The sequence below is a fragment of the Caulobacter sp. GW821-FHT09B08 genome, from assembly GCF_059418225.1.
Map to the genome: position 1 here is coordinate 294,021 of NZ_JBWKPL010000001.1, position 16,056 is coordinate 310,076.

Sequence of the window (16,056 nt, forward strand, 5' to 3'; positions counted from 1 at the left end):
CGGGATGTCGGGAAGAAAGGGGTAGAGCCCTACCCGCATGACCGACTCTTCTTGCTGTCGCGGATCACCTTGGGCAGGTCGGCCAGGCCCGAGACCTGCAGGTCCGCGCCCCCGGCCACCAGGTTGGCCTTGGCCAGCAGCCGGCAGGCGGCGGCCTTCTTGCCCAGGCGCGCGGCCTCGTTGGCCAGGCCGTAGAGGGTCAGCACCGTCAGGGCGTCGCGGTCGGCGCGGTAGTCGTTGAGGTTCACCCGCTGGCGGATCTCGATCACCGGGGCCAGCGAACCCGACAGGTCGCCCAGCATCACGGTGCTGGAGATGGTGGTCACCTCGCCGGCCTGGGAGGCCACGGCGCTGACGATGTAGATCGCCTCGCGCTGCTTGCGCAGGGTCTCCAGCCGCTGGAGGGAGGGGGCGCTGTCGTAGTCGGTCTTCTGGACCTGGATCTTGCCCGCGCCGAAGGCGGTGCTCATGGCGTCGTACAGGGCCACGTCCAGGCCGCGCTTGAAGGCCTGGCTCCAGTCCTGCAGCCCCGCCTGAGCGGCCGCCGAGCTGGGCTTGACGATGGCCAGATAGACCGCCGCGCGGGGCTGCTGGGCCTGGGGGAGGCCCGGCGCGGCGGCCAGGGCGAGGGCGGCGAGCAGGGCCGGCAGCCGGGTCATTCGCTCACCTCGCAGGCGCAGGTGGCGGTGACCTGGCGCGGCTTGTTGCGGGGGACCTCCAGCACGTCCAGCGTCAGGCGGTAGCGGCAGTCCTTGGCGCGCAGGGGCATGTCGACCGGGTCGTAGGGGGCCTCGCGCGACAGCATGGTCAGGTTGACCAGCTTCAGGTCGCCGGGGTTCAGCAGCAGGGCCTCCTGGCCGAGCTTGCGGACTTGCGGATCGGCAGTGGTCTCCTCGAGCGTCGCCGAGCCGCCCAGGAACATCGCCCCGCGATTGCCGCTGTTGGAAACCGCCAGCCGCACCTGGGACTGGGTGCACGACAGCACCGTGGCGTCGATCCGCGAGCGGGGCAGGATGACGTTGGTGCGCAGGAAGGCGTAGGCCAGGGTCACCACCGGGATCACCGACAGCACCGCCGACAGGGTCACCCCGCTGAGAATGGCCTGCCAGCGGTTCTGGAACCGGCAGCAGGTGGTGCAGTAGATCGCCCCGGGCCGCAGCTCGGCGGCGCAGTATCGACACCCCCGGGTCGGGAGCTCGCCCTCGGTCGGCATGGCTGCGAAACCTCGTGGCATGGGCGAACCATGATCTATGGGCGAAGAAAAATGTAAAGCCCATCTGGAGTTGTGATCCGCAACGGGGCCGGGCCGGCCGCGTTTTCCAAGTCCGTCGGGTCATCGCACGAGGCTTCCCATGCAACTCCATCGCGGCCGCCTGATCGACCACATCCACCTGCGCACCCAGGACCTGGAGGCGATGAAACGCTTCTACCGCGCCGTGCTCACCGCCGTCGGCGTGCCGATGGTCGAGGGCGAGACCCCGGCCGGTCCGCACTTCTTCGCCGACGAGCTGTGGGTGGATGTCGGCGAGCCGGCCAGCCACGTGCACCTGGCCTTCCAGGCCTGGGACAGGGAGACCGTCCACCGCTTCCACGAGGCGGCCCTGGCCAACGGCGGCCGCGACAACGGCGCGCCGGGCGAGCGCCCCTACCACCCCGGCTACTACGCCGCCTTCGCCTACGACCCCGACGGCAACAACATCGAGGCGGTGTTCCACGGCCCGGCCGACAAGTCGGCCGACAGCGTGGTCATCACCTTCGACGATCCGCCGACGGGGTAAGGCGGGACCGGCCGTCAGGCGCCTTGCGACGCCTCGGTCATCTTCGCGATCACCTGGTCGAGACTGAAGCTCGCCGCCTTCTGACGGGGCGGGAACTCCTTGAAGGTGGCCAGGAACTCCGCGATGCCGGCCTGGGCCGGAACCAGCAGGAAGATGTGGCGGAACATCCAGTCATAGAAGGTGTTCGACGTGATCTGGGCCCGCTCGTAGGGATCCATGCGCAGGTTGAAGATGTAGGGCGTGCGCAGGACGACGAACGGCTCCTGCCAGATCTTCAGCGTGCCCGGCACCCGCTGCTCCATGAACAGCATCTTCCAGTTGTCGTAGCGCAGGGCCGCCACGTCGCCGTCGTCCGTGAAGTAGATGAAGCCCTTGCGCGGGCACTCCTTCACCTCGCCGGTCAGGTAGGGCAGCAGATTGTGGCCGTCGAGGTGCACCTTGAAGGTGGTGTCGCCGACCTTGTGCCCCTTCTTCAGCTTCTCGCCGATGTCGGGCTCGCCGGCGATCGCCAGGATGGTCGGGAACCAGTCCTGGTGGCTGACGATGGCGTTGGACTCCGATCCGGCCTCGATCTTGCCCGGATAGCGCACCATGCACGGCACGCGGTAGGCGCCTTCCCAGCTGGAGTTCTTCTCGTTGCGGTAGGGCGTCGTGCCGGCGTCCGGCCAGGTGTTCATGTGCGGGCCGTTGTCGGTGCTGTACTGCACGAAGGTGTCGTCGGCGACGCCGAGGCTGTCGATGAAGTCCAGCATCTGGCCGATGCACCAGTCGTGGTAGATCATGGCGTCGTGATATTCGGACTGCCAACGGCCCGACTGGCCCAGGCATTCCGGCTTCACGTGGGTCCAGGCGTGCATGTGGGTGGTGTTGAACCACACGAAGAACGGCTCGCCGGCGTCGTGGGCCGCCTGGATGAACTTTTTGGCGGCTTCGAGGAACTCCTCGTCGCACGTCTCCATCCGCTTCTTGGTCAGCGGGCCGGTGTTCTCGATCTTCTGGCCGCCCTTGCCGTCGGCCCAGCAGTGCAGCACGCCGCGCGGACCGTACTTCTTCTTGAAGTTCGGGAAGTCCGCCTCCTGCGGATAGTCGACCTCCTCGGGCTCCTCCTCGGCGTTGAGGTGATAGAGATTGCCGAAGAATTCGTCGAAGCCGTGCGCGGTGGGCAGGTGCTCGTCGCGGTCGCCCAGGTGGTTCTTGCCGAACTGGCCGGTGCGGTAGCCATGCGGCTTGAGCGCCTCGGCGATGGTGATGTCCTCGGCCTTCAGGCCTAGCTCCGCGCCCGGCAGCCCGACCTTGGTCAGACCGGTGCGCAGGCCGCACTGCCCGGTGATGAACGAGGCGCGGCCCGCCGTGCAGCTCTGCTCGGCATAGGCGTCGGTGAAGATCACGCCTTCCTTGGCGATGCGGTCGATGTTGGGCGTGCGATAGCCCATCACGCCCCGGGTGTAGCAGCTCAGGTTCGACTGACCGATGTCGTCGCCCCACATGACGAGAATATTGGGCTTGCCCTTGGGCATGGCTGGATCCCTCCGCTGGCCAAAACCGACGGCGGGACTATGTGGACCCGATGCCGCCTCCGACATCGGGGGAACTATGGAGCGCGCCTAGCGGAAAGTCCTGGCTGGCTGTTCGGATATCCCTCCCCTACCTGCCCCCCGCCTCGAACGCCTCGAACTCGCGTTCCAGGCGCCATTGGGCGGCAGCCTTGCGGCTGCCCGCCAGGAAGGTCTCGCAGGTCTTGCCCGGCTTGGCGCAGGCGGCGACCGGGGTGCGGCCCGAGGCCCACAGGCTGGCCCCCGGCAGGAAGCTGTATTCCAGGCTGTCGCGGGCCAGGGCCTTCAGGTCGCGATAGCCCAGGCCCTGCTCGGTCGCCGCGCGCAGATATTCGTTGGTCATGTCGATGCGCGAGACGCCCTCGTCGTCGGTGGACAGCACCACCGGCACCCCGGCCTTGCGGTAGAGGGCCAGGGGGTGGTCGGCGCCCTTCACGCCCAGGATGACGTCGTTGCTGGTCAGGTTGATCTCGACGGCGATCCGATCCCGCGCCATGCGGGCGAGAAGATCCTGGGCGCCGTCCTCGTGGGCGATGTCGACGCCGTGGCCGATGCGCTTGGCCCCCGCCACCTCGACAGCTTCGCGCACGTGGAAGCGCAGGTCGCGCGGCGGGGCCAGGCCCAGGGCCAGCTCGCCCGCGTGCAGCGACAACTTGGCGTTCGGGTACTTGGTGTTGAGGAACTGGAACATCCGCATGTGCAGGGCGTAGTCGCCGCGCGAGGTGAAGTCGTCCTCGGGGGCGACGATATTGACCCCCACGAAGCGCGGATCGGCGTCGGCCAGGGCGTAGGCGGCGACCAGCTGGGCGAACACCACCTGCGGCGGCAGGATGCGCACCCCGAACGCCTGGTAGCCCAGGGTGACGGCGCAGGCGCCCATGCGCGGCTTCTGGGTCTGGCACCCCTGGCGGCGGTCGGCCTCGATCTCGGCGGCGTCCATCTCGGCCCGGGCCTTCTCGACCATCGCAGGGATCTTGGGCGCGAGGGCGGCGTAAGCCTTGGCGAAGTCGCCGTCCCAGGTCATGCCCTTCACCTGGCCGACCAGGTCGTACATGGCCGACGGGTTCACCGAGGTCTCGACATAGCTCACATGATCGCCGGCCGCGTATTCGCGGGCCACCATCAGCATGGCCGGCACATTGGCGCCGGTGACCGTGCCGAAGCGGGCGAAGGTCGAGAAGAACTGGTCGTGGCCGGACGGCAGGGCCCCGTCGGCGCCGGGGTCGTAGCTGCGCATCGACAGCGAATTGATCGTGCGGCTGTAGAGCGCCGGATTGGTGACGCCCAGGGCCTTGGCCGAGACCTTGCCCGGCGCGTCGCACGGCGGCTCGGCGATGGACGGCAGGACGTCTGTGGTCACGCACAGGCCGTCGGCGTCGGCCCAGGCCAGGAAGTCCTCGGCATAGGGCACGCCGGCCAGGTGGTTGTGCAGGTCGCCGCCCTTGGGCATGGCCCGCAGGAACAGGCGCAGCTGGACGCGGTCCTTGAGCACGGCCTCGAAGCGGGCGGCGGTCCGGGCCTCCGGCGACGGCGCGGCGGGCTTGCCGGCCGCCTGGGCCGAGCCCGCAAGCATCAGGACGCCCAAGGTCGCGCCCGCCAGCCCTGTCACGCCAAGTCGTTTCACGCCGATCATCGTCTCGCCCCGCCCATGCTCGTCACCTTCCCAAGGTGATTTGCATCGCTTGGCAAATCCAGGGGATTTGAAAGGAGGCGGAACGGACGATCCGCCTACGACGTGAGCGCCCTCCCGAACGCAAGCGGCGCCGAGCGTTGCCACCTTGGGTGGAAGGTGGGACTGTCGCCCCATGGCCTCGAACCTCAAAATCGCCGTGCTGGCCCTGGCGGCCCTTTCCTCGGTCGCCGCGACGCCCGCCCAGGCCGGCCCGGTCCTTCCGATCTGGGTCTCCTCCTGCCGTGCGCCGGCGGTGGAAGACGGAGCGACGCTGCGCTGCCATGGCGAAGCGATCCACTTGGAGGGCATCGACGTTCCCACGCCGCGTCGATGGGCGCGACCAGGCGAGCCCTACGGCCGCGAAGCGAAGACGCTGTTGAAGCGGCTCACGCGCGGCGAGGTCCGCTGCGGCGGGCACGGCCGCCATTTCGCGGGCCGAGACCAGAAGCCCGACGGCACATACGTTTCCCGATACGACGGATGGGAGGGCAAGTGCTCGACGGACGAGATTCCCGATCTCGGCGCCGCGATGGTCCAGGCCGGCCTTGCCACCTGTGAACAATTCGGCGCGCGCGATTACGCCGCCGTCGAGCAGGAGGCGCGGGCCGCGCGTCGGGGGCGCTGGAGCGCCGAAGCGGCGGTGAGCCCTTAAGCCACCTTCAGCGGCAGGTCGCTGGCCGGGGCGGCGCCGATGGGGCTGGCCATCAGGTCGGAGATCGCGGGGCCCGAGACGAAGCGCAGGCCGGCGGCGCGGCAGGCTTCCAGTTCCTTGACGTCGCGCACCCCGGTGACGCCCTGGCGCACGCCCTTGGCGCGATAGGCGTTCTTGGCCGCGGCGAACTTGGCGATGGCCTCGATGCGCAGGCGCAGGTCGTCGTCCGGCAGGGTCAGGGTGATGCTGGTGGCCAACTCGCCCGGCAGGGTGGCGACCGGAAAGTTCGGCTCGGTGATGTTGAGATCGACAAAGGCGAAGTGCGGGGCCAGGAACTGGCGGATCTGGCTCAGCAGGCCCAGCGACGGCTCGCGCGGGGTGTCGTAGATCGTCGCCCCCAGCCGGTCCTTGAGGCCCATCGGATAGCGCGACAGCCGGCGCTTGTAGGCCTCCTGCGAGGCCGGATTGGTCAGGTTCCAGAAGCTGAACGGCACGAACAGCATGCCCGCCTCGCCAGCCTTGGCGAACACCGACTGGGCGTCGTTCAGGCAGGTCAGGTCGCGGGTCAGCAGGGCGGCGTCCTCGGTGGGACGCGGACCGGCCAGGTCGGCGCGCAGGCCGATGGCGGCGCCGACGAACGACTCCGACGGGGGATGGTAGAGGCCCCACCAGCCGGTGGCGGGCGGGGGCGGCGGCTTGGGCTTTTCGGCCGCGGGGGCCGGACGGGCGGCGGCGGCCTTGGCCTTCTCCACCGAGGCGGGGGCCTCGGGCGGGGCGGTCTGGGCCAGGGCCGCCTGCAGGGTCTCCTCGACCACCGCCTCGCTGGCGGCGCTGGGAACCTCGCGGATCTCTTCGGCGGTGATCACCTGGACGTGGCCGGCCGGACCGGCATAGCCGCGACCGGCGATCAGGCTGGCTAGCGAGGCCTGGGAAAGGGCGGCGAACTGCAGCACCGCCTTCTCGTCGCCCTCGAAGGTCAGCAGGCACACCTGGCCGGCTTCACGGCCGGGGAACAGGCTTGCCTCCAGCTCGACGGCCAGGGTCTGCATCTCGACGGGGTCGAGGCTGTCGGCCTTGGTGTCGGCCAGAACGAAGGCCAGGGGCGCGACGGCGCCGTAGCGGCGCGGGGCCTTCCAGCGATGCTTCAGATACAGGTCGGCCGCGGCTTCCACCTGGGAAACCGGGATGTTCCGGCCCGCCTCGGCGGTTCCGGCGACCAGAATTCTCAAGCACGCGATACCCGTCATGGGTGCGAAAACTAGCGCGCAAAGCTTGCGAAACATTTACGCAAGAATAGATAACGCCGTCTTTACCTCAGAAATCGACGTTATCTTGAGTAGATGCGACGATCTGGCGCGATATGATTAACGCGCGTTAGATAAACGTCTCCTGCAGCCGGAAATCCAGGCGCTGCTTGACGCCCGGCCAGTCGGCGTCGGTGATCGAGAAGACGGCCGTGTCGCGCACGTGGCCGGTCCAGGTGATCTTGTGGTTGCGCAGCACGCCGTCCTTGTCGGCGCCCAGCTTCTCGACGGCCGCCTGGCTGCGGGCGTTGCGCACGTCGATCAGGAACTCCACCCGGATCGCGCCCGCCGCGAAGGCGTGGCCCAGCATCAGCAGCTTGGACTCCGGATTGACCGGACCCGAGCGGGCGTCGGGATGCAGGAAGGTCGAGCCGACCTCGAGCCCCTTATGCAGCTTGCGGATGTTCAGATAGCTGGAGGTGCCCACCACCTTGCCGTCGCTGAGGCGACGGATGGCGAAGCCGATCCGCTCCTTGCGTTCGCTCTCGCCCTTCAGCGCGCCCCACCAGTCGGCGAAGCCCTCGCCGCAGCCGTTGGTCGACATGATCTCCCAGCTCTCGGGATCGCAGTCGATCGCCGCCTTCAGCTCGGCGCGCAGATCGCCAAGTCGCTCGGGGGTGACGGGTTCCAGCCGCACGTAGCGGCCTTCGAGGGGGCGAATCTGGATGTTCATGAGGCGCAGAATGACCTTGGCCGCCCCGCGGACGCAAGCCGCGCCCCACCGCGAATCGGCGCCCCTCGCCGGCCGCAGCGGCAGTATTCGCGCTGTATATAGCCCCATATGTAAAAAGTATAACGAGGACATTTCTCGATAGTAAGAATGTTTTTACCATCAAAACCGCTCAAATTCACAGCAACGCGACAGCCGAATTGAAAACACAATTGCCATCGATGATAGTTTTACATAGTTTTACGTTTCAGCGACGGGCGATCCGAGACCGATGTTATCGCGATTATCTGTTCGCTTCTGTATCGTTTTCAGGCCGATACAGCTCAGGCGCGGCCTGAGACGTAGCGGCCTCCTGTAAAGAGACGCGTCCCGTGCCCAGCCGTTCACGCTGCCCGAACGTCACCAAGCCGGAAAACAAGGCGCTGGTGGTCGCTATCTCGGTCCTGCAACTGGCGGCCCTGGTCGTCGTGTGGCTGCTGGCCATCGTCCCCGCCGGCCTCGCGGCCCTGGCGGTCATCGCCTGGAAGGCCGTACGAAGGCCCGCCCTGGAAGGCGCTCCGGGCTCGCCCCGAACCTAGCCGCCGACCGAAACCCGACACCTCATGGAACTTCGCCATCTCCGTTACTTCCTGGCCGTCGCCGAGGAGCGGAACTTCATCCGCGCCGCCGCCCGCCTGGGCATCGGCCAGCCGCCGCTGAGCCAGCAGATCCGCGACCTGGAGGACGAGATCGGCTACCCGCTGTTCCACCGCCGGCCGCAGGGCGCGACCCTGACCGAGGCCGGCCAGGCCTTTCTCAGCGGAGTCCGCCAGGCCCTGGCCCTGGTGGACGGCGCCACGCGCGCGGCCCGGCGGGCCGGGGGCGGCCTGCGCGGCGCCCTGCGGGTGGGCTTCACCTCGTCGGCCAATTTCCATCCGGCGGTCACCCAGGCCTTCACCGCCTTCCACTGGACCTATCCGGACGCCACCCTGACGGTCGAGGAGGGCACGTCCACCCGCCTGGCCGAACGGCTGGCCCGCGAGGAACTGGACGCGGCCTTCGTGCGCCCCGGCAACGTGGCCAACGCCAATCTGAACCTGCTGTCCCTGGGCGAGGAGCCGCTGATCGTGGCCCTGCCCGAGAACCACGCCCTGGCCGGCCAGGACCACGTGCCGCTGTCGGCCCTGAGGCGCGAGCCCTTCGTGATCTTCTCGCGACCCCTGGGCCAAACCTTCCTGAATGCGCTGCTGGAGGCCTGCCGCAGCGAGGGCTTCGAACCGGCCCTGGGCCAGGAGACGCCGCAGATCGGGGCCATGGTCAACATGGTGGCCGCCGGCCTGGGCGTGGCCCTGGTGCCGGCCTCGATCGCCCAGCTGGCGGTGCGGGGCGTGGTCTACCGCCCGATCGACGGCCCCGCGCCCAGCGTCAGCCTGGCCCTGGCCACCCGGCGCGAGGACCTCTCGCCCCTGGCCCGCAACTTCCTGGCCCTGGTCCCGCCCGCCTTCCCGGCCGCTCACTCCGACTCGTCGGACTTCACCAGGTCGGCCGGGTCGTAGTCGTAGTCCAGCAGGTCGCCGGGCCGGCAGCCCAGGGCCGCGCACAGCCGGGCCAGGGTGCCGAAACGGATGCCCTTGATCTTGCCCGAGCGGAACAGCGACAGCTGGGTCTCGCTGAGCCCCACCTGGGCGGCCAGGTCGCGCGCCTTCAGCCCCTTGTTCACGATCAGGGCGTCGAGGGTCACGCGGACGGGCATCAGATCATCTCGTCGAGTTCGGCCTGCACCCGGCTGGCCTGGTCGACCACCCGCCCCAGCAGATAGAGGGCGCCGCCGATCATCCCCAGGGTCATGGCCGGCACGTCGAAGTGCAGATAGCCGCCGACGCCCGGCTTGACCAGTCGCAGCAGGTTGACCACCAGGAACACGCTGGCCAGGCCGCCCACGCCCAGGGCGATCCCCACGCGCCGCAGGGCCGAGGCCAGGGTCGGCCGGATCAGCCGCCCCTTGGACAGCTCGCCCATGGCCCGCCCGATCGACCACACCGCGAACAGGTAGAAGACGGCCGGCAGGTTCCAGATCGTGTCGGCCAGCACCTCCGCCCCCTGGAACGGCTGGCCGTCGCGCAGCCACAGGATCAGCGGCCGCACCCAGCCGGCCATCGCCAGCAGGGCCCCGACGCTGATCACCATGAACCGGGCCAGCCCCCGAAACTGGCCGCACCTGCGGCGAAAGCTGTCGATGTCCGCCTGGCTCACGGGGGTCTCCGGTCGTGTCGATCCTGTCAGATCTTTAATCTTGACTTAAAGGCGCGCGCTTCGCAACTTTATATAAGACTTAAAGAGAAAGAGCCTCGCCCCGCCATGCCCGCCGCCATCGAGACCCACGACCTGACCCGCCGGTTCGGCGCCCGCACGGCGGTCGACCGCGTGTCGATGACCGTGCCCGACCAGGCCGTCTACGGCTTCCTGGGCCGCAACGGCGCGGGCAAGACCACCACGCTGAAGATGGTGCTGGGCCTGATCCGGCCCAGCGGCGGGACGGTTCTGGTCCGCGGGATCGACGTCGCCCGCCATCGGCTGGCCGCGGCGCGCGAGGTGGGCGCCCTGCTGGAGGCCCAAGGCTTCTACGCCCACCTGACCGGCCGCGAGAACCTGGCCTTGACCGCCACTCTGCTGGGCGTGGCCCGCACCGAGATCGACCGGGTGCTGGAGGTGGTCGAGCTGCGCCGCCACGCCGATCGCCGGGCGGGCGACTATTCGCTGGGCATGCGCCAGCGCCTGGGCCTGGCCCGCGCCATGCTGGGCGCCCCGCCGGTGCTGGTGCTGGACGAGCCGACCAACGGCCTGGACCCCGACGGCATCGCCGACATGCGCCGCTTCCTGCGCGACCTGCCCGCCCGCTCCGGCGCCACGGTGCTGCTGTCCAGCCACCTTCTGGGCGAGATCGAGCAGATCGCCACCCATGTGGGCGTGGTCGACCACGGCCGGCTGGTGCTGGAGGGCGAGCTGTCGCGCCTGAAGGCCGAACTCGCGCCCGAGATCGGCGTGCGCACCGACGATCCGCGCCGCGCCGCCCAGGTGCTGACCCGCCTGGACCTGGCCGTGGCCGAAACCGACGCAGGCCTGGCCGTCCGCCTGCGTCCCGGCCAGGACGGCGACCAGGCCTGCGCCGCCCTGAACCGCGCCCTGGTCGAGACAGGCCTGTCGGTCTTCGCCATCGGCCGGCGCGATCCGTCGCTGGAAGACATCTATCGCCGGGTGGCCCCGTCCGCCCACGCCGCCGAACGCCCCACGGAGATCGCCTGATGCTCGCCGTCCTGACCGTCGAGGTCCGCAAGCTGAACCGCTCGCTGGCCGCCGTGCTGGCCCTGGCCGCCCCGTCCCTGATCGCCGTCTTCATGTTCTTCAACCTGCTGCGGGGCCACAAGGCCGCGCCCTGGGCGATGTGGACCCAGGCCTCGATGGGCATCTGGGCCTATTTCATGCTGCCGATGAGCGTGACCGCCCTGACGGCCCTGGTCGCCCACATGGAGCACGGCCCGCGCGCCTGGGATCACCTGCGCGCCCTGCCCGTCGCCCGCTGGAAGCTCTACGCCGCCAAGGCCGTCTGCGTGGTCGCCATCGTCGCGGCCATGAGCGTGCTGAACCTGCTGTTCAGCCTGGCCGCCATCTCGGCCGCGTCGGCGATGCGGCCGGTCGTGGCGCCGACGGGCGCGCTGGACCTGGCCGCTCAGTTGGTCCTGGTCGGCAAGGTGACCCTGGCCGCCCTGCTGCTGACCGCCATCCAGCTGTGGACCGCCCTGCGCTTCTCCAGCTTCGTGCCCGCCCTGGCGCTGGGCATCGGCGGCACCTTCTTCTCGGTGGTGGCCACGGCCGCCAAACAGGGCGTGTTCTTCCCCTGGCAGATGCCGGTCAACATGCTGTCGCGCGAGGCCTGGCGCGTGGAGACCGCCCTGCTGTTGGGCGGGGGCCTGGGCGCGGTCGCCCTGGTCCTGGCCATCGCCCACCTGGCGCGGCGCGAGGTCGTCTAGGCGCCGCCCGCGACCCTATCGGTTTTCGCAGCTTGCCCTTCGCCTGAAGCGGCGCTAGCTTGCATTCAAACAACTGTTTGACGCAACGCAGCATAACCGGGACCGGGAAACGCCATGGATTTCGACATCTCCCCCACGCAGCGCAGTTTCCTGGACCGCGTGACCGCGTTCATGGAAGAGCACATCGTTCCGGCCGTGCCGGTCTACGAGGCCGAGATGAACGTCCTGGGCGCCGAGCGCTGGAAGGTCGTCCAGGTCGTCGAGGAGCTGAAGGCCAAGGCCAAGGCCGCCGGCCTGTGGAACTTCTTCATGCCGCCGCACAGCGGCCAGACCCACGTGGACGACACCTTCGTCTTCGAGGGCGTGCAGCTGACCAACCTCGAATACAGCCTGATCGCCGAACAGCTGGGCAAGATCGGCTTCGCGTCCGAGGTCTTCAACTGCTCGGCGCCCGACACCGGCAACATGGAAGTGCTGATGCGCTACGGCACGCTGGAGCAGAAGGAGCGCTGGCTGCGCCCGCTGATGAACGGCGAGATCCGCAGCGCCTTCCTGATGACCGAGCCGGCCGTGGCCTCCTCGGACGCCACCAATATCGAGACCCGCATCGAGCGCGACGGCGACCACTACGTGATCAACGGCCGCAAGTGGTGGTCCTCGGGCGTGGGCGATCCGCGCTGCAAGGTCGCCATCGTCATGGGCAAGACCGACCCGGACAATCCCAGCCGCCACCAGCAGCAGAGCCAGGTGCTGGTGCCGATGGACGCCCCCGGCATCGAGATCGTCCGCATGCTGCCGGTGTTCGGCTATGACGACGCCCCGCACGGCCACGCCGAGGTCATCCTCAAGGATGTCCGCGTGCCGGTGGAAGACGCCCTGCTGCTGGGCGAGGGCCGCGGCTTCGAGATCGCCCAGGGTCGCCTCGGCCCCGGCCGTATCCACCACTGCATGCGCACCATCGGCACGGCGGAAGTCGCGCTGGAGAAGATGTGCAAGCGCCTGATGAGCCGGAAGGCCTTCGGCAAGTACGTCTCCGACCACTCGGTCTGGGAAGAGCGCGTGGCCGACGCCCGCATCGACATCGAGATGTGCCGCCTGCTGTGCCTGAAGGCCGCCGACATGATGGACAAGGCCGGCAACAAGTCGGCCCGTCTGGAGATCGCGATGATCAAGGTCGCGGCCCCACGCCTGGCCCTGAAGATCATCGACGACGCCATCCAGGCCCACGGCGGCGGCGGGGTGACCACCGACTTCGGCCTGGCCAAGGCCTATGCCGGCATCCGCACCCTGCGCCTGGCCGACGGCCCCGACGAGGTGCACCAGCGCACCATCGCCCGCATGGAGTACGGCAAGTACGGCGACCTGGTCTTCAAGCAGAAGGCCGAAAAGGAAGCCGCCCTGCACGTGCCGGGCATCCGGTAGGACACCCTCCCCCCTTCCCCCTTGATGGGGGAAGGGTCGGGGTTGGGGGTGACACGGCGCCGGCGGTGTTTCGAACGCTTCGCGTTCACCCCCATCCGACCTGCTCGCAGGCCACCTTCCCCCATCAAGGGGGAAGGATCAGGCGGGGTTCTTCACGCTCGGCCGCTCCGCCACCCGCGCCCGCCACGCCACGAGCGCCGTGCACTCCTCCGGAATGGCGATCCGGGCGAAGTCGGCGAAGGCCAGGCCGCCCCAGACGGTGATGTCGGCCATCGAGAACGTCTCGCCGGCCACGTACGGTCGGTCGCGCAGCACCTTGTCGAAATAGCGCATGCCGGCCACGGCCTTGTCGCGCGAGCGCTCGCCCCAGGCTTGGCGGCCGTCCCAGTCGGGGCTCTTGTAGGGCAGCATCTTCGCGCCCAGCCCCGGGGTGGCATGGTGGAAATAGATTCCCACCGCGTCGATCAGCTCGGACTCCGCCCGCTTCTGCATCATGTGGATCACCGCCTTCTCGCGCGGTGTCTTGCCGGTCAGCGTCGGGTCGCCGTCCAGATTGTCGAGATACTCGGTGATGGCCGTGCATTCGGAGATGCAGAGACCGTCGTCCAGCTCCAGCACCGGCACGGTTCCGGTCGGGTTCTTCTCCAGAAACGCGGGCTGCCTGTGCTCGGCGCCCGGCAGGTCGACCGGCACGAAGGTGACGTCGGCGCCCAGGCCCTTCTCGGCCAGGGCGATACGGACGCGGGCGGGGTTCGGGCCGATGGCGAAGTCGTGGATTTTCATGGCGGCTGCCTTCCGTGATGATTCTACCTATCGATAGGTAGACAAAATCCGTAAAGGCCTTTCCCGGCGCGCCGTCAACAATTATCTATCGGTAGATAGGCAAGGAGTCGGCCGGTGGCCCCAGAGGCGAAACTCGATACGCGACAGGCGATCATGGACGCCGGGCAGGCCGTGGTGCAGGCCCGGGGCTACAACGCCCTGAGCTTCCGCGAACTGGCCAAGACGGTCGGGATCAAGAGCGCCAGCATCCACTACCACTTCCCCACCAAGGGCGACCTGGGCGCGGCGCTGGCCAAACGCTACACCGAGACGGCCGCCAAGGCGTTCGACCGTTTCCTGGCCGTCGCGCCCGACCCCGCCGCGCGGCTGCGGCTCTATACCGACGTCTTCCGCGCGGCCCTGGTGAACGACAACCGCATGTGCCTGGTCGGGATCATGGCCGCCGAGAAAACCGACCTGCCCGCCGAGGTGCTGGCCGAGGTCGAGGGCTTCGTCAGCCTGAACGTCACCTGGCTGACCCAGGCGCTGGACCTGTCGGGCCCCGACGCCGGCCAGAAGGCCCTGGCGGTGCTGTCGGCCATCAACGGCGCCCAGCTGATGGCGCGGGGCGGCGGCGACGTGGCGATCTACGACCGCACCATCGCCGCCTACCGCACGGCGGGACTGCTGCCTTAGCGGATCACCACCGACGGCGCGCGGCCTCCAGGGGAGCCTGGGACACGTCGGTATATTGCGGGCGATAGTCCGGATTGACGCCGCTCTCTTCCGGCACGGGCGACATCGTCGCCACGGCCGGGACGACGCTCGGGACCGGGCCCTTGCTGGCCACCGGGATCAGGAAGCCCGGCGCCGGACGCGGCGCGGGGGCCGGGGACATCGCCGCCGGGGCCGCCGCCGCGCCGCCGGCCGCGTCGTCCACGCATTGGGCGGTGTCGATCAGGGCGTGCTGGCCCAGGCAGAAGACGTCCTCGTAGTGCGGACCGGCCACGGCCAGGCACTGATAGAGGTTCAGCTTGGCCATCTTCATGCAGTAGCCGCTCTTCTTCTCGCTCATCACCTTGTCCAGGCGGGCCACGTCCTCGTCGCCGGCCGCGCCCAGCACGGCCAGGGCGCCCAGGGCGGCGGCGCGCACGGTGACCGGGGTGAAGGCGGCTCCGCCCTCGGCCGGCGCCGCCGACTCGCGCGGCGCGGTGGCCGCCAGGATCAGCCGGCCGGCGTCCTCGTCGCCCGGCTTGAAGAACTGGGCCGACATCGCCTTGACCTTGGCCAGGCGGCCGGCGTTGTCGGCGATCGGGCCCTTGGACCAGTCCTGGCGCTGGACGTCGTAGGCCGCCTGCTTGACCGCCTTGCCCGTCGCCCCCAGCGGGACCGAACGTTGCAGCAGGGCCGCCTGGGCGCGGGCCGCAGCGGCCCCGACGCCGGCGATCTCGATCACGCTTTCGGGATTTTCCTCCAGGCGGGCGATCAGCACCTCGGGCGGCGTCTCGCGCGCGGCGGCCCGCACGCCCTCGACGAAGCTTTCTTCCTGCAGGGCGGCGATGGCCCCGTAGGCGATCATGCCCGCGTCCAGCTGCTCGGGCTGGTAGGCCGCGCCCGTCGCCAGGGCCTCGGCCACCGAACCGCCGCTGGCGAACCCGGCCGAGATCGCCCCGGCCCCGCGCGTATAGGTCTCGAAGGCGCTGGCGGCGGCGACCACGTCGTGGGCCAGGCTGACGCCGGGCGCGCCGCGCTCCTGGCGGGCGACGGCGAAACCCGAGACGGCGACGACGGCGATCAGGGCGCTGGACGCCCAAAGCAGAGGAGATTTCATGATAGGCCCCAAACCCGAACTTGGAGCCTATTGGGCGACCATCGCGGTTGATCACCTCATAATGTTCATGCCGAATGAGACGTTAAGGTTCGTGTATTTGACTGTTTTCGATGAGCGTTTTGTCGCACTATAGCTTGGCCATTATCGATCAAGTCGAGTTGTAGACTTTTGTATCGAGAAATGTCGAGCACTCGACATTTGCATGTTGATGAATATACGACGCGTGGAGATTGCAAAAGCTTCACTACACCCACGCCCGTCATCCTCGGACTTGTTCCGAGGACCCGTGCTTCAGCCGAGAAGAAGGATGATCCAGGGAGCGGAGCGCTCGCGGCGTCACCTCGCCCCACAAACCAGCGGACAGAGGGATCCTCGGAACAAGTCCGAGGATGACGAGCGTGGGGG

General features: G+C 68.9%; 18 protein-coding genes. 8 read left to right on the plus strand and 10 right to left on the minus strand.

Features of this window, described 5'->3' with window-relative positions; all coding sequences use genetic code 11:
* Positions 1-29: 29 nt before the first annotated feature.
* Positions 30-659 (minus strand): hypothetical protein, encoded by a 630-nt coding sequence (locus tag AC07OA_RS01440; protein WP_494661978.1) that lies wholly within the window; start codon positions 657-659, stop codon positions 30-32.
* Positions 656-1,213, minus strand: a complete 558-nt coding sequence (locus AC07OA_RS01445) for a hypothetical protein (RefSeq protein WP_494661979.1) — start codon at positions 1,211-1,213, stop codon at positions 656-658. Before AC07OA_RS01445 ends, AC07OA_RS01440 begins: the two co-directional genes overlap by 4 nt.
* A gap of 139 nt (positions 1,214-1,352) precedes the next feature.
* Between AC07OA_RS01445 and AC07OA_RS01450 the strand changes: the two genes are divergently transcribed.
* Entirely contained in the window at positions 1,353-1,778 is a 426-nt protein-coding gene (locus AC07OA_RS01450; RefSeq protein WP_494661980.1) for a VOC family protein, read from the plus strand.
* Positions 1,779-1,792: 14 nt separating this feature from the next.
* On the opposite strand, the gene AC07OA_RS01455 is transcribed toward AC07OA_RS01450, so the two are convergent.
* Together AC07OA_RS01455 and AC07OA_RS01460 are read right to left on the minus strand one after the other, a co-directional pair.
* Positions 1,793-3,295 carry an arylsulfatase gene (locus AC07OA_RS01455; protein WP_494661981.1) on the minus strand — a complete coding sequence of 501 codons (1,503 nt, stop codon included), beginning with the start codon at positions 3,293-3,295 and terminating at the stop codon, positions 1,793-1,795.
* A 127-nt stretch (positions 3,296-3,422) separates the two neighbouring features.
* Entirely contained in the window at positions 3,423-4,964 is a 1,542-nt protein-coding gene (locus AC07OA_RS01460; protein WP_494661982.1) for an adenosine deaminase family protein, read from the minus strand.
* A gap of 172 nt (positions 4,965-5,136) precedes the next feature.
* Here AC07OA_RS01460 and AC07OA_RS01465 point away from each other — a divergent pair, with 172 nt between their 5' ends.
* Positions 5,137-5,655 (plus strand): thermonuclease family protein, encoded by a 519-nt coding sequence (locus AC07OA_RS01465; protein ID WP_494661983.1) that lies wholly within the window; start codon positions 5,137-5,139, stop codon positions 5,653-5,655.
* Here the strand turns inward: AC07OA_RS01465 and AC07OA_RS01470 are convergent.
* Positions 5,652-6,902 carry a hypothetical protein gene (locus AC07OA_RS01470; RefSeq protein ID WP_494661984.1) on the minus strand — a complete coding sequence of 417 codons (1,251 nt, stop codon included), beginning with the start codon at positions 6,900-6,902 and terminating at the stop codon, positions 5,652-5,654. The genes AC07OA_RS01465 and AC07OA_RS01470 overlap by 4 nt on opposite strands.
* 127 nt (positions 6,903-7,029) lie before the next feature.
* On the minus strand, positions 7,030-7,632 hold the full coding sequence (locus tag AC07OA_RS01475; RefSeq protein ID WP_494661985.1) for a GNAT family N-acetyltransferase: 603 nt from the start codon (positions 7,630-7,632) through the stop codon (positions 7,030-7,032).
* A 368-nt stretch (positions 7,633-8,000) separates the two neighbouring features.
* Between AC07OA_RS01475 and AC07OA_RS01480 the strand changes: the two genes are divergently transcribed.
* Both AC07OA_RS01480 and AC07OA_RS01485 read left to right on the plus strand, forming a co-directional pair.
* The gene (locus tag AC07OA_RS01480) at positions 8,001-8,207 is read left to right on the plus strand and encodes a hypothetical protein (RefSeq protein ID WP_494661986.1); all 207 of its coding nucleotides are present in this window, start codon (positions 8,001-8,003) and stop codon (positions 8,205-8,207) included.
* A 24-nt stretch (positions 8,208-8,231) separates the two neighbouring features.
* Entirely contained in the window at positions 8,232-9,164 is a 933-nt protein-coding gene (locus tag AC07OA_RS01485; RefSeq protein ID WP_494661987.1) for a LysR family transcriptional regulator, read from the plus strand.
* Here the strand turns inward: AC07OA_RS01485 and AC07OA_RS01490 are convergent.
* Both AC07OA_RS01490 and AC07OA_RS01495 read right to left on the minus strand, forming a co-directional pair.
* Positions 9,122-9,361 (minus strand): helix-turn-helix domain-containing protein, encoded by a 240-nt coding sequence (locus tag AC07OA_RS01490; protein WP_494661988.1) that lies wholly within the window; start codon positions 9,359-9,361, stop codon positions 9,122-9,124. The two genes, AC07OA_RS01485 and AC07OA_RS01490, sit on opposite strands and share 43 nt — an antisense overlap.
* On the minus strand, positions 9,361-9,861 hold the full coding sequence (locus tag AC07OA_RS01495) for a DUF2975 domain-containing protein (protein WP_494661989.1): 501 nt from the start codon (positions 9,859-9,861) through the stop codon (positions 9,361-9,363). Before AC07OA_RS01495 ends, AC07OA_RS01490 begins: the two co-directional genes overlap by 1 nt.
* Positions 9,862-9,966: 105 nt before the next feature.
* On the opposite strand from AC07OA_RS01495, the gene AC07OA_RS01500 reads away from it, so the two are divergent.
* From AC07OA_RS01500 to AC07OA_RS01510, 3 genes are all read left to right on the plus strand, one after another.
* Positions 9,967-10,911 carry an ABC transporter ATP-binding protein gene (locus tag AC07OA_RS01500; protein WP_494661990.1) on the plus strand — a complete coding sequence of 315 codons (945 nt, stop codon included), beginning with the start codon at positions 9,967-9,969 and terminating at the stop codon, positions 10,909-10,911.
* Positions 10,911-11,636, plus strand: coding sequence for an ABC transporter permease (locus AC07OA_RS01505; protein WP_494661991.1), 726 nt, complete (start codon positions 10,911-10,913; stop codon positions 11,634-11,636). The genes AC07OA_RS01500 and AC07OA_RS01505 overlap by 1 nt, the downstream gene beginning before the upstream one ends.
* A 114-nt stretch (positions 11,637-11,750) precedes the next feature.
* Positions 11,751-13,058, plus strand: a complete 1,308-nt coding sequence (locus AC07OA_RS01510) for an acyl-CoA dehydrogenase family protein (protein WP_494661992.1) — start codon at positions 11,751-11,753, stop codon at positions 13,056-13,058.
* 138 nt (positions 13,059-13,196) lie between these two features.
* Here AC07OA_RS01510 and AC07OA_RS01515 read toward each other — a convergent pair whose 3' ends face one another.
* Entirely contained in the window at positions 13,197-13,841 is a 645-nt protein-coding gene (locus tag AC07OA_RS01515) for a glutathione S-transferase family protein (RefSeq protein ID WP_494661993.1), read from the minus strand.
* Positions 13,842-13,994: 153 nt separating this feature from the next.
* Here AC07OA_RS01515 and AC07OA_RS01520 point away from each other — a divergent pair, with 153 nt between their 5' ends.
* A complete protein-coding gene (locus tag AC07OA_RS01520) occupies positions 13,995-14,516 on the plus strand; it encodes a TetR/AcrR family transcriptional regulator (protein ID WP_494661994.1) in 522 nt (173 codons plus the stop codon).
* A gap of 4 nt (positions 14,517-14,520) precedes the next feature.
* Here the strand turns inward: AC07OA_RS01520 and AC07OA_RS01525 are convergent, their stop codons facing one another.
* Positions 14,521-15,651 carry a hypothetical protein gene (locus AC07OA_RS01525; RefSeq protein ID WP_494661995.1) on the minus strand — a complete coding sequence of 377 codons (1,131 nt, stop codon included), beginning with the start codon at positions 15,649-15,651 and terminating at the stop codon, positions 14,521-14,523.
* Between the last annotated feature and the right edge of the window lie 405 nt (positions 15,652-16,056).

What these genes read in the sequence shown, in the direction of transcription:
- AC07OA_RS01440 (WP_494661978.1), bottom strand. Translation starts at nt 659, where the DNA reads ATGACCCGGCTGCCGGCCCTGCTCGCCGCCCTCGCCCTGGCCGCCGCG.
- AC07OA_RS01520 (WP_494661994.1), top strand. Translation starts at nt 13,995, where the DNA reads ATGGACGCCGGGCAGGCCGTGGTGCAGGCCCGGGGCTACAACGCCCTG.
- AC07OA_RS01505 (WP_494661991.1), top strand. Translation starts at nt 10,911, where the DNA reads ATGCTCGCCGTCCTGACCGTCGAGGTCCGCAAGCTGAACCGCTCGCTG.
- AC07OA_RS01510 (WP_494661992.1), top strand. Translation starts at nt 11,751, where the DNA reads ATGGATTTCGACATCTCCCCCACGCAGCGCAGTTTCCTGGACCGCGTG.
- AC07OA_RS01525 (WP_494661995.1), bottom strand. Translation starts at nt 15,651, where the DNA reads ATGAAATCTCCTCTGCTTTGGGCGTCCAGCGCCCTGATCGCCGTCGTC.
- AC07OA_RS01470 (WP_494661984.1), bottom strand. Translation starts at nt 6,902, where the DNA reads ATGACGGGTATCGCGTGCTTGAGAATTCTGGTCGCCGGAACCGCCGAG.
- AC07OA_RS01485 (WP_494661987.1), top strand. Translation starts at nt 8,232, where the DNA reads ATGGAACTTCGCCATCTCCGTTACTTCCTGGCCGTCGCCGAGGAGCGG.
- AC07OA_RS01490 (WP_494661988.1), bottom strand. Translation starts at nt 9,361, where the DNA reads ATGCCCGTCCGCGTGACCCTCGACGCCCTGATCGTGAACAAGGGGCTG.
- AC07OA_RS01455 (WP_494661981.1), bottom strand. Translation starts at nt 3,295, where the DNA reads ATGCCCAAGGGCAAGCCCAATATTCTCGTCATGTGGGGCGACGACATC.
- AC07OA_RS01445 (WP_494661979.1), bottom strand. Translation starts at nt 1,213, where the DNA reads ATGCCGACCGAGGGCGAGCTCCCGACCCGGGGGTGTCGATACTGCGCC.
- AC07OA_RS01500 (WP_494661990.1), top strand. Translation starts at nt 9,967, where the DNA reads ATGCCCGCCGCCATCGAGACCCACGACCTGACCCGCCGGTTCGGCGCC.
- AC07OA_RS01460 (WP_494661982.1), bottom strand. Translation starts at nt 4,964, where the DNA reads ATGATCGGCGTGAAACGACTTGGCGTGACAGGGCTGGCGGGCGCGACC.
- AC07OA_RS01475 (WP_494661985.1), bottom strand. Translation starts at nt 7,632, where the DNA reads ATGAACATCCAGATTCGCCCCCTCGAAGGCCGCTACGTGCGGCTGGAA.
- AC07OA_RS01515 (WP_494661993.1), bottom strand. Translation starts at nt 13,841, where the DNA reads ATGAAAATCCACGACTTCGCCATCGGCCCGAACCCCGCCCGCGTCCGT.
- AC07OA_RS01450 (WP_494661980.1), top strand. Translation starts at nt 1,353, where the DNA reads ATGCAACTCCATCGCGGCCGCCTGATCGACCACATCCACCTGCGCACC.
- AC07OA_RS01465 (WP_494661983.1), top strand. Translation starts at nt 5,137, where the DNA reads ATGGCCTCGAACCTCAAAATCGCCGTGCTGGCCCTGGCGGCCCTTTCC.